This window comes from Bifidobacterium kimbladii (genome assembly GCF_032193675.1).
Taxonomy (GTDB): domain Bacteria; phylum Actinomycetota; class Actinomycetes; order Actinomycetales; family Bifidobacteriaceae; genus Bombiscardovia; species Bombiscardovia kimbladii.
Genome location: NZ_JASTZZ010000009.1, coordinates 1 through 12,750, shown reverse-complemented (window position 1 = coordinate 12,750; position 12,750 = coordinate 1). Strand labels below are relative to the sequence as shown.

Annotated in this window: 6 protein-coding genes; all 6 read right to left on the bottom strand. The window is 59.9% G+C overall.

Features of this window, described 5'->3' with window-relative positions; translation table 11 throughout:
• On the bottom strand, positions 1–2,038 hold a 2,038-nt coding region (locus QRX41_RS08300), incomplete at its 3' end, for an InlB B-repeat-containing protein (RefSeq protein ID WP_313839939.1).
• A gap of 187 nt (positions 2,039–2,225) precedes the next feature.
• Complete coding sequence (locus tag QRX41_RS08295) at positions 2,226–2,375, bottom strand: hypothetical protein (RefSeq protein WP_313839937.1); 150 nt, start codon at positions 2,373–2,375, stop codon at positions 2,226–2,228.
• Positions 2,376–2,908: 533 nt separating this feature from the next.
• The gene (locus QRX41_RS08290) at positions 2,909–6,352 is read right to left on the bottom strand and encodes an RCC1 domain-containing protein (RefSeq protein WP_449495103.1); all 3,444 of its coding nucleotides are present in this window, start codon (positions 6,350–6,352) and stop codon (positions 2,909–2,911) included.
• 804 nt (positions 6,353–7,156) lie between these two features.
• Complete coding sequence (locus tag QRX41_RS08285) at positions 7,157–10,303, bottom strand: RCC1 domain-containing protein (RefSeq protein ID WP_313839933.1); 3,147 nt, start codon at positions 10,301–10,303, stop codon at positions 7,157–7,159.
• 235 nt (positions 10,304–10,538) lie between these two features.
• A complete protein-coding gene (locus tag QRX41_RS08280) occupies positions 10,539–10,685 on the bottom strand; it encodes a hypothetical protein (protein ID WP_313839931.1) in 147 nt (48 codons plus the stop codon).
• A 1,158-nt stretch (positions 10,686–11,843) separates the two neighbouring features.
• The coding region (locus tag QRX41_RS08275) for an RCC1 domain-containing protein (protein ID WP_396176809.1) at positions 11,844–12,750 on the bottom strand (907 nt) is incomplete at its 5' end.

Sequence of the window (12,750 nt, the reverse complement as noted above, 5' to 3'; positions counted from 1 at the left end):
GCAGGTCCGGGTACGTGCTGCGGTCGGGCGTCTTCACCCTGACCGGCGCATACCGGCCGCTGTATGTCCCGTCGCCGAGCTGGCCATAGAAGTTGGATCCCCAGGCGTAGGCGTTGCCGTCGCTGCCCACGGCCAGGGAATAAGAGCCTCCGGCGCTGACCTGCACGTAGGTGAAGTCCGCTGGCAGGTCCGGATACGTGCTGCGGTCGGGCTTCCTCACCATGACCGGCGCATGCTTGTCGTCTCTCGTCCCGTCGCCAAGCTGGCCAGTGTTGTTGTATCCCCAGGCGTAGGCGTTCCCGTCGCTGCCCACCGCCAGGGAAAAATAACCGTTTGTTGATGCGCTGATCTGGTTGAATCTGATGCCGCGGCTGGTGCTGTCGGGCGGGGTGATGGTGGCGGGTTCCCTGCCTAGCTGGCTGCCCTTATCAGGGCTGATGCTCCACTTGGTGTTCCGGCCTGCCGGCGTCCAGCGGGCGGCCAGGGTCAGGTCCTTGCCGACGGGCCTGCTGAAATCGTAAGCCACCTCGCCGGTGAACCAGCCGTCGAACAGGAAGCCCTCCCGCACAGGGTCAGGGGAGGGGCGCTTCACCCTTCCGTACGGGGAGGAGACAGTCTGGTCTGCTGGTTTGGGGCTTCCGCCGCCCGTGTCGAAGCGGACCGTGAACGCGGATCCTGGCTCCGCAGCCCGTGCCGGCGGCTGGTCGACCGTGTACGCAAGGCTCCTGGCGAAAGGCTGCCCGTCCTGCCTGCCCGTGATGAGGATAGCGGCTTGTCCGGGCTTATGGGCGGGCATGTCCGTCTGCCATGAGTCGTTGTTCCTGCTGAGTTTCAATGTTTGGCTGTCCATGCTGGCTGTTTCCAGGGTGGGGGCGGTGGTGGTGTAGATTCTGGCTGGCTTGCCGGGCTGGCCCTGCTTATCCAGGCTCCAGGTGAACATGTCGCCCTTCGTGCTGAAGGCGGTGATCCTACTGCCGGTGCTTGCAGCTTGTACGTATGACTGATTCCCGTTGTCCGCGCGCTTGGGCGCTTCGCCCGGCTTCCAGGTCCAGACGCTGCCGTCCTTGCCGACGATCGTGGCCTGGTTCTTGTTGGCGGTGGTCCTGCTGGCTTTCATGCCTTCGGGCAGGTTGACAGCTGTGATGCTGCTCTTGCCATCGGCCAGGTAATAGGTGTGCCCGTTCGTGTCCAGGAGGAGGAACTCTTGGTTGAGGGCTTGTGCTTGGACGATGCGCGTGCCCGGATCCTGTTTGATGCGTGCGGGCTTGATGTTGCCTGTGTTGCTTGCATCCCAGGTCCAGGCCTGCCCGTCAGCGTCCACGATGAGGATCCGGCTGTCGGAGGCGACGGCGGTGACGGCCTGCGCCTTTCCGGGCAGAGTGGTCGTGGTCTGCTTTGTGAATTTCGGGTTCAGATCCTGGCTGCCGGCATCGCTGGCCCGGTATACGTGGACCTGTCCCTGCCGGTCCACGGCTAGGAGCCGGTCATCGTTCATGCTGATGCTGGTGAACCTAGTACTCCGGCCGGTGTCAAGGATCGTGGGAGTTGTTTGTCCGTTGGTCCAGGTGTAGATGTGCTGGTCGGATCCCAGTGCGGCTTGCCATCGGCTGTCGGCTGCAACCTGCAGGTAATGGAAACCGTCGGGAGCCTGGGCGGGGGGAGGGACTTGTTTGGGTGAGCGGTCTTGCGTCGAGGTGTAGATGCGGCCGTCACCGGTCAGGCCCACAATCTGCTCCCCTGTGGCATGAACACTGGCAAATTGAGGTTCCTGCCTGTCGGGCGGGCTGATGGTCAGCAGAGCGCCAGAAGCGGGCCCGTGATCCGGGCTCAGCGTCCAGTCTGTTGCTTTGCTCCATTGCGCAGTCAAGGTGGTGTCTTGGAGGATGGGGGTCTGGAAGTCGAAAGGCTGGCCGTCAAGCGTCCACCCGTCGAACCGGAAGCCATCACGTACAGGGTTGTGTTCCGGAGGTGAGGCGAGGGTGCCGGTTTTCACGGTTGACTGTGTTGGCTTGCTGCCGTCGGCGGGGTCGAAGCGCACTGTATGCGTGGCTTGATCGTCTGTCTTTTCGGCTGATTTAGCCGGAGCGGAGTCTGCGCTGTCAGGTGATCCTGTCGTCGATGACGGGGCGTCTGGCGTGGGGGTTAACGGTGCGGTGGTTTGTATTGGTGAGGGTGTGGGAAGCGGGGTATCTGGTGCGTTGCTGGGGAGGGTGCCGGGGTTTCCGTCAGCTACGCGAGGGGTCTGACGACCCCCCCCCCCCGGTGAGTACAGGAGTATCCGCTGCGTTGGCGGATGCGACGCCCAGGCCTGCCAGCAGGCTGATCAGGACGGTCGTCATCGCCATGATGCGACGCAGACGGGAAACCAGATGCATGAAACCAAAACCCCTTCACCAAACACCAAGCGGAACCAATGCCGACTGCCTACGTAACGTTTTCCTGTCGGAAAGTTGCCCAATGCTCAAGGTCAGACTGTGCAACAGACAGTACGAATCCTGACAGAAGCCAGTCGTCTTTTCGACATCCCCCGCTTTTCACCCTACCACCCAGCCCGTAGACAAACACCCGAGCGTGGTTCAACTGACCAGCGGCAATAATTTCTTTGGCTAGGGGAGGGTGGTTGTTTACAGTAATCATGCCGGGTCGGGGAACACAGACGAAGGCCGGGCTGACTCGGGACCGTGTGCCCTTTGGCAAGTCTGTAATATTCCTTTCTCTCCTCGATATGAGCGTCGCGTGCATGACTGCTTTCAGATCCCGCTGACTGTTATCGATAAAAGCGTGGTGGGAGGGGCGCGGGAGGCGTGTCAGCTCACTTGGGATTGAGCCTTATATGACGAATGCCTTCGTGCGCCCCCGATAAGCCAGGGCCGAGAGATTGACCCGCCCCTGGCTGGTCTTACTCGTGCTAAGTTTGCGACAGCTGATGCTGTTTCCTCCTGTGGTGGCGGGAGGCCAGCACGCTGCCCATACTCACAACTCCTGTGACCAGGGTCAGCAGGATGCCTGCACCGCCGGCCTGGGGGAGCACGCCTACAGGTGCTGCAGGCATGTACGTGTATCTGAGGGAAGTGTCGGTTAGGGTATTTCCCGCGCCGCCCGTTGTGTATTTAACGCTGACTGCGACTGTGCCCGGCAGGTGTGCGGGCGTGGTCACGCTGACGCTGCCGCCATCGCCGCGGATCAGGTTCGTGCCGGGGCTGGTGTCGAAGGTGACGCTGGTGATCACCGGCTGTAGGTTGAACGACACCGGTGAAGGAACAAGACTCTGCCTTCCTGCATTGGGATTGCCGAGCTGACCATACCAGTTCTGTCCCCAGGCGTAGGCGTATCCGTCCGTGCCAATCGCCAGTGAATGCCGCCATCCTGTGCTGACTTGCAGGGCATTCAGCCAGGGTTCGGCCGAGCTCGTGGACTGCGCGGAGGCAAACACCTTCACAGGGGAATTCCGGTCACTGGTGGTGTTGTCACCGAGCTGACCATAGTCGTTGTAGCCCCATGCCCAGGTGTTCCCATCCGTGTCGACGGCCAATGAATGGTAAATTCCTGCGCTCACCTGCACGGCTGTCACTGCGCCCGCATTCGCGGGGTATCGCACCTTTTGGGGGACATAATTCGTGTCTGTATTTGTGCTGCTGTAGCCGTTGCCGAGCGAACCGTACTGATTATAGCCCCATGCCCATGTGTTGCCATCCTCGCCGATAGCTAATGCGAACCATCCGCCGGCGCTCACCTGGACGGCCTTCAGCCAGGGGCCCGCAGCAGCCGTGGATTTGTTTGAGGCGAACACGCGGCTGGGCGTGAGGTGGAAACTATTGTCAGTGGTGTTCTTGCCGATCTGGCCATGGGTGTTGTAGCCCCAGGTGTACACGTACCCGTCCTGGCCGATGGCCATGTCGAAGGACCAGCTGGTGCTGATCTGCACGGCGTGGAGGACGCCGCTCGCATCCGAAGGGTTCTTGACCGCCATGGGCACGTTCTGCGGGCTGAAGCAGTCATCACCGCCTCCTTTGGATATGCCGCCCCAGGTGTATACGGTGCCGTCGGCGGCCAATGCCATGGAGTTCCAGGCTCCTGCGGCGACCTGGATGGCTTTCAGTCCTTCGCCGGTGTTGCCGGGCCCGTGCACGCGCACGGGGGTTGAGGAATTGGACTTGGTGTGGTTGCCGAGCTGCCCGTGGTCGTTGAGCCCCCAGGCGTACACGTACCCGTCGCTGCCGATGGCCAGCGAATGGTAGCCTCCGGCATAGGCCTGCACGTAGGTGAAATCCATAGGTGTGCCTGCAGGCTTTGGCACCGGGACGGGCGTGTTCCGCCGGACGGACGTGCTGTTGCCGAGCTGGCCATACCAGTTCTGTCCCCATGCGTAGGCGTTCCCGTCACTGCCCACAGCCAGCGAATACCCCGTCAGATCAGCATATACGTATCCTCCGCCGCTGACCTGGTTGAACCTGATGCCGCTTCTGGTTGCTGGTGGGGTGATGGTGGTGGATTCCTTACCGAGCTGGCTGCCCTTGTCGGGGTTGATTCTCCAGGAGGTGTTGGGGTTTTTGCTGGTCCATTTGGCGGTGAGGATGAGGTTCTGGGTGACGGGTTTGCTGAAGTCGTAGGCGACCTGTCCGGTGAACCATCCGTCGAACTGGTAGCCTTGGCGCATCGGGTCGGGGGAGGGGCGCTGGACCCTGCCGTAGACTGGCTGGATGTTCTGGTCCTGGGGGTTCGGGCCTCCTCCGCCCGTATTGAAATGGACCGTATGAGCGGAGCCCTGTTGGACCTCTCTGGTCAGTGCCTGGTCGACCGTGTAGCCGAGGCTTCTAGTGAAAGGCTGGCGATCCTGCGTGCCGGTAATGAGGATGGCGGCTTGCCCGGGCTTGTGGACGGGCACGTCCGTCTGCCAGGAATCCTTATCTCTGGTGAGTTTGAGTGGTTGGCCGTCCAGGCTGGCTGTTTCCAGGATGGACGCTTGGATGGTGTTGGGTTGAACCGTTTTTCCGGGCTTGCCCTGGGCATCCAGGTTCCATCTGAATATGCTGCCCTGCCTGTCAATAGCGGTGATCCCGCTGCCGGGAGCCGTGGCCTGCACGTAAACCTGTTCCCTGTTGTCGTCCGCGCGGATGGGTGTCTTGCCGGGCTTCCAGGTCCAGACGTGGCCGTTCTTGTCGGTGATTATGGCCTGGCTGTTGTTGGCGGTGATTCTGCTGGCCTGCCCGCCGTCCGCCAGGTTGATAACTGTAGTGCTGCTTGTGCTGTCGGCCAAGTATCGGGTCTGCCCGCCTGCGTCCAATAGGAGGACTCCTTTATCGAGGGCTTGGAAGGTGCGCATGACCGAGTCTTGCCTGATGCGTTCTGGCTTGGCGCTTCCAGTGTTGGTTGTGTCCCAAGCCCAGGTTTGCCCGTCTGCATCTAAGGCGAGGATACGGCTGGCGGAGGAGACGGCGGTGACGGCCTGCGCTTGACCGGGCAGCCTGGTCGGATCCCGGCTGTCGTTCTGGCTGTTTTGGATGGTGTGGACCTGTCCCTGCAGGTCGATGGTCAGCAGCAGGTTTCCGTTCATGCTGATGCTGGTGAACTTGGAGTTCTGGCTGGTGTCAAGAATCATGGGCGTCGCTTGCTCGCTGGTCCAGGTGTAGATGTGCTGGTCGGATCCTAATGCTGCCTGCCATTGGTCGCCTGCCGTGGCCTGCAGGTAGTGGAACCCGTCGGGAGCCTGGGCGGGGAAGGGAACCTGCACGGGTGTGCTGTCCTGCGTCCAGGCGTAGATGCGGCCGTCGCCGGTCAGGCCGACTGTCTGGTTGCCTGCTGTGTGGATGGCGATGTAATAAGGTTCTTGCTGACTGGGCGGGCTGATGGTCAAGCGGGAGCCGGTGGCGGGACCGTGGTCCGGGCTCAGCCTCCAGTCTGCAGATTTGCTCCATTTCGCAGTCAGTGTCGTGTCTTGGAGGATGGGCGTTTGAAAGTCGAAGGGCTGGCCGTCAAGTGTCCATCCTTCGAACCGGGATCCATCACGCTGGGGATTCTGTTTCGGGGGTGCGGCGAGGGTTCCGGTTTTCACACTTGCCTGCCTAGGCGTGCCTCCATCGGTAGGATCGAAGCGCACCACGTGCGTGGCTTCGTCGTCCGTCTTATCGGATGGCTTGGCCGAAGAAGCCGATTCTGTGCTGTCCGGAATGCCCGTCGACGTTGAAGGGGCATCTGAAGTTGTTGCAGGTTTTAGCAGTGATGCGGTTTTCAGGGACGATGGCGAGGAAAGTTGAGTGCTGGCGGCGCTGCTGGAGAGAGCGGGGAGTGCATCACCGTCCGCGTTGGTGGATGCCGCAGCAGGGCCCGCATGCAAGCTAAGCAGGACGATCATCATCGCCGAGATACGACGTAGATGGGTACCCAGATGCATAAGCCGAACACCTTTCGCCCACATCGGACACATCTACCTCCAGCATCCCCAAGAGTGTGCCGATGACCACTGCTTACAACGTCCTACCCGTCAGAAAGTGACCCCTCGAGCCACATCGAAACCCAACCAATGACCCCAACCGCATTGCACTCATCATGCTAACCGAAAAAGCACCACATATGGTGTACCTCACAATAAGTGCTTCGAAATGTGGTACAAGACTTGTTTGATCCCTATGCCTAACCGTATTGCTGGTTAATCGCCTCACTGGCAAAAGAAACAGCAGGTAGATATCGCTTTGTTACCCGGTGCTACGATTCCCAGGCTCTCCGTCTGTCCAGGAGTAGATTGGTTCCGCAGGTCAGGTGCGTGGGAAGCGGCGGGGGTGGTAACGGCTCTGGACGAGATTGCCGATGAGGTCGGGGAGTCGCGGATGGCGGCATCTAAGGCCTTGCGTGGCAGTTTATCGATGCTATCCGCTCAAGGTCTTTGACGGTTGTCTGTTGGATGTCCTGTAAATGGCGGGAGCAGCAGCTGCTGGTATTCTCCCAGTGTCGACCAGGTTGGTGCAGAGAAGAATCATTGCCGTCCTGTTCTGATACTCCCGAACCGGCCGGTTGTGTGGCCGTGTGTATATGCCTGCGGAAGTGTGGTGGGGGCGCGGGAGGGGTGTCGGCTCTCTTGGGGATTGAACCTTAAGTGACACTGGCCTCCGTGCGCCCCCGTGCGGCCGAGGGCGGGGGATTGATAAGCCTTCGGCCTGTCTTACTCGTGCGAAGCGTGTAGTAGCTGTAGTTGTTCCCTTCGGTGGCGGCGAGAGGCCATGACCCCACCCATGCCGGTCATGCCGGTGGCCAAGGCGAGCAGGATGCCTTCCCCGCCGGCCTGGGGGAGCACGCCCAAAGGCGTGTACGTGTAGGTCAGGGATTTGTCGGTCGTAACTTTTCCTGTGCCGCCCATCGTGTAATCAACGCTGACTATGACCGGACCCGGCTCATGCTTGGGAACGGTCGCGGTGACGCTATTGCCTACTTGGCCGTGTGTCAGGTCAGATGCGGAGGTCTGGTCGAATCTGACGCCGCTGATCACTGGCTGCAGGTTGAACACCACCGACACGGGAACGGACGAGCTGCTTTTGGTGTCCGTGCCGAGCTGGCCAGCGCCGTTGTTTCCCCATGCCCGAGCGCTTCCGTCTTTTCCTATTGCCAGTGAATGTGAATACCCTGCGCTTACCTGTGCAGCGTTGAGCCAAGGACCGGCCGAGCTGGAGGATTGGTCAGAGTTGAGTACTCGTACAAGATATTGAACATCCTTCGTGTTGTTGATTCCGAGCAGACCGCTGTAGTTGTATCCCCATGCCCATGTGTTTCCGCTTGTGTCGATAGCTAACGAATGTGCATATCCTGCACACACTTGAACGGCTTTCAATGTGTATCCAGGAGTAGATTGCACAGGTACAGGAGAATGCTGATCAATCTGGCTATTGTCGCCAAGAAGACCCTTATAGTTGTACCCCCATGCCCATGTGTTTCCTTTGTTGTCGATGGCCAGCGAATGCGCATATCCGGCGCTCACTTGTACGGTTTGGCCTGCATCCCTGGGATATGTCGCCTTAACAGGATCCGGATTTGGATGATAGGTTCCGCTGCTGGTACCGTTGCCCAGTTCGCCGTTGTAGTTGTATCCCCATGCCCATGTGTTTCCTTTGCTGTCAACTGCCAGCGAATGCGCATATCCGGCGCTCACCTGCAAGGTGCTAACTGTGCCTTCGCTTTCGGGGTATTGTACGGGTTTAGGAACAGGGTTCGGGTTGTCAGAACCACTATTGGTTTTATTGCCGAGCTGGCCATAGTAGTTGTATCCCCATGCCCAGGTTTCCCCGTCTATGTCGATCGCCAGCGAATGATAACTCCCTGCGCTCACTTGCACGGCTTTCAACCCTGTGCCCGTATTGTTAGGGTTATGAGGGTCACTTACACGCACTGGAACAGACGAAGAAAACGTGGTGTTATTGCCAAGTTGGCCGTAGTTGTTGTGTCCCCAGGCGTACACGTATCCGTCGCTGCCCAAGGCCAGCGAATAATCGCCCCCGGCGCTGATCTGCGTGTAGGTGAAATCCTCAGGTGTGTCTGCAGGCTTCTTCACCACGACCGGTGTAATCTTGTTGGTCTTTGTCCCATCGCCAAGCTGGCCATACTTATTGTTGCCCCAAGCATACGCGTTTCCGTCGCTGCCCACCGCCAGCGAAAAATCGAAGTTACCGTCCTTAGAACCGTAAACCTGATTAAACTTGATGCCACGGCTAGTATCTGGCGCGGTAATGGAGGTCTTCTGCCCGCCTAATTGGCTGCCCCTGTTGGGGTTGATTTTCCATGTGTTGTTAGGCTTTTTGGATGTCCATTTGGCAGTGAGAGTGAGGCTTTCGGTGACGGGCTTGCTGAAGTCGTAGGCTACTTCGTTTATGAACCATCCGTCGAACAGGTAGCCTTCACGCTCTGGGTCAGGCGAAGGACGCTGTACTCTGCCGTACGGGTAGGAGATATTCTGAACTATTGGTTCTGGGTTTCCTCCACCCGCATTGAAGGTGACTTTGTAGGTGGATCCCTGCTGAGTGTCTCTTAACAGCGACTGGTCGACCGTGTAGTTGAGGCTCCTGGTGAAGGGTTGGCCGTCCTGCCTGCCGGCGATGAGGATGGCGGCTTGTCCAGGCTTGCGGGCAGGGATCTCCGTCTGCCAGGCGTCTACAGTCTTGCTGAGTTTGAGCTGCTGGCTGTCTAGGCTAGCTGATTCCAGGGCGGGGGCGGCGACGGTGTCGAGCCTGGCGGGCTTGCCGGGATTGCCTTGAGTATCGAGGCTCCACGTGAAGATGCCGTCTTGCCTGCTGATGGCGGTGATCCTGCCGCTGTTGCTGGCGGCTTGAGTGTACTGCTGGTTCCCTTTGTCTGCGCTGGCGGGTGTTTTGCCGGGTTTCCAGGCCCAGATGTGGCCGTCCGTGCCGGTGATGATGGCCTGGTTCTTGTTGGCGGTGATCCGGCTGGCCTGCGTGCTGTCCGGCAGGCTGATCTGGATCATGGCGGTGGTGTTGTTGGCCAGGTACCAGGCTTGCCCGTCTGCGTCTAGGAGGAGGAATCCTTTGCTGAGGGCTTGGGCTTGGACGGTGCGCATGCCCGGATCCTGTTTGACTTGTTCGGGCCTGGAGTTCTCAATGGTCGTATTCCATGTCCAGATCTGCCCGTCCGTGTCCACGATGAGAGCCCGGCCGGTGGAGGCGGCGGCGGTGACGGCCTGCGCTTGTCCGGGCAGGCTGGTTGTGGCTTGTTCTGTCGGTTTTATGTTTTGGCTGTCGGCCTGGCTGGTCTGATAGGCGTGGACCTGTCCCTGCCGGTCCACGGCCAGCAGCCAGTCATTGTCCATGCTGATGCTGGTGAACCTGGTGTTCGGGCCGGTGTCGAGGATTCCGGGTGTGGCCTGCCGGCTGTCCCATGTGTAGATCCGCTGGTCGGATCCCAATGCCGCCTGCGATCGGCTGCCGGCTGCGGCCTGCAGGTAGTGGAACCCATCGGGAGCCTGGGCGGGGAAAGGCACCTGTTCTGGCGTGCCGTCTTGCGTCCATGCGTAGACGCGGCCGTCGCCAGTTAGGCCGACAGTCTGGTTTCCAGTGGCGTGGATGCTGGCGTAATAGGGTTCCTGTCTGCTTGGTGGGCTGATGGTCAGCCGGGTGCCGGTGGCGGGCCCGTGGTCCGGGCTCAGCGTCCAGTCCGTGGTCTTGGTCCACCGGGCTTTCAGGGTTGTGTCTTGGAGGATGGGGGTCTGGAAGTCGAAAGGCTGGCCATCATGAGTCCATCCGTCGAACCGGAAGCCATCACGTTGCGGATTCTGTAGCGTGGGAGTAACTAGAGTCCCGGTTTTCACGGTTGACTGTGTTGGCGTGCCTCCGTCAACAGGGTCGAAGCGCACTGTGTGCGAAGTCTGATTATCTGTCTTGTCGGCTGATTGAGTCGGTGTGGTGTCCGTGTTGCCAGGTGTTGTCGTCGGTGACGGGGTGCTTGGACTTGCTGTTGGGCTTAATGGTGGGGTGGTTTGTATTTGTGAGGGTGATGGCAGTTGGGCGTTGGTTGCGTTGCTGGAGGAAATGCCGGGGGTTTGCTTAGCTACGCGAGGGGTCTGACGACCCCCCCCCCCCGGTGAGGATAGGAGCATCCGCCTGGGCGGATGCGACGCCCAGGCCTGCCAGCAGGCTGATCAGGACGACCATCATCGCCAACGTGCGACGCAGTTGGGAAACCACATGCATGACTCGTAAACCCCTTACCATCACTGGGCATTATCTGTTGGTTCGTGACGGTCGAACCAGCGAAACGGTGCCGCTTTGCCTTGTAACGTCTTGTCCATCGGAAAACCGTTCAGCCTTTCAACGCCAGCCCTTGCATCCAATTGCACGAACCACTGCGGAAGACAGGCACATTTCCGATGCCCCTGTTTTCACACCATACCACCGGGCCGAAAAAACAACACACGAAGCAATCCGTGATAGCCGATCCGCACGGTACGGCGAGCCACCATTAACTGTTGTGCCAGCGTCGTATTGTCCGATTAATCGCATTACTGTGTCGACTCTTATATCGACCGCAATATTCAGCATCTGCTCAATGACGAAACGGGCTGGCAAATCAGATGTGAGGGAAGCGGCAGTATTAATCAGGGCTGGGTGCAACGGATGGCGGCATCCAATGCCCTGTGTGGGCGAACGTTTCGGCCGAACCTAACATGGTGCGACCCGGTAGTCATCATTCTCCAACGGCCAAGGATAGTGCGGGTGAAGAATCCGGAATCTGTTGGTTTTTCCGTCGCTCTCAAAAGACCGGTCAGCCTAGGGTTGTAGCTGTCCTGTGGGTGGATGTGGGTCAATTTGATCGGCAGTCTGCGGGGTCTGCCAGCTGGCCGCCGCCACCGCATCGCGCTGGCAGGGGTCTGAGAGCTCGCCGGGATCGGGCTGATCCGGCAGGCTGGATTGTCCTGCCTTGTGGCTTCATGGATGGCGCCAATGCCGATCCAGCGGAAGTGCGTATATGTGTGGTTCGATTGCGCTGGCGGGGTGTGGGAGGCGCATCGTCCTCTGTCTGATGATCTTGAGCTTTGTCCGGTCTGTTGGTCTTGATGCTGACTGCATAGGTCAGCTAAGCCAGGGTAGGCCTCATGCACCCGTCTATCCTTTCGGCTGTGCTTGACGCGCTGCTTCAACTGCAGTTGGACCGTGTTGTGGGTATGAATGATCGGACCATGGATGGATCGGTTTGGCCGGCATCACGTCATTGGCGGTTAAATAAGTGTGGTGGGGGCGCGGGAGGGAAGTGTCGGCTCTCTTGGGGTGTGAGCCGTAAGTGACACGTTTCCTCCCTGCTCCCCCTATGTGGGCCGGGGGCGGGGGGATTGATACGCCGCCCGGCCCGTCTTACTCGTGCGAAGCGTGTGATAGACTATGTGTTTCCTTTCTGTGGCGGCGGGATGCCAGGACCCCGCCCATACCGGTAATGCCGGTGGCCAGGGCCAGCAGGATGCCTTCCCCTCCGGCCTTGGGGAGCACGCCTGCGGGCAGGTACGTGTAACGAAGGGAGGTGTCCGGCTTTTGGGGTGCGCCGCCCAGCGTGTAGTCCACGCTGACGGTAACCGTGCCCGGCTGGTGTGCGGGCGTGAGCACGATCACGCTGCCGTCATCGCCGCGTTTCATGGCTGATATGGCCTTGCTGTCAAATTTGACGCGGGTGATTACCCGCTGCACGTTGAACTTCACCAGCACGGGAACACTTGAATCGTCGTTCGTCCCGTCGCCGATCTGACCTTGCTCGTTGTTTCCCCAACCGTATGTGTATCCGTTGCTGCCCACGGCCAGCGAATGATGGTCTCCGGCGCTGACCCGTGTATCCTTCAGTCCTTTGCTCGGATCGGTGGGGTTAACGGGGTCGCGCACGCGCACGGGAACAGAATGCACTTTATAGTCGCTGCCGTTGTTGCCAAGCTGACCATACAAGTTGCATCCCCATGCCCAGGCGTATCCGTCGCTGCCCACGGCCAGCGAATGATCGACTCCGGCGCTCACCTGTACGGCTTGCAGTCCTTTGCTTGTGTCGGTGGGGTTGGCGGGGTCGCGCACGCGCACCGGAACATCCGATTCCCAGGCGGTGCCGTCACCAATCTGACCTAGCTCGTTGCATCCCCAGCCGTAGGCGTATCCGTTGCTGCCTAGAGCCAGAGAAAAATCGTATCCAGCGCTGACCTGTACGCAGGTGAAGTCCGCGGGTGCGTCTGCAGGCTTTTTCACCATGACCGGCGTAGTCCGGTCGTAGGTCGTTCCGTCGCCG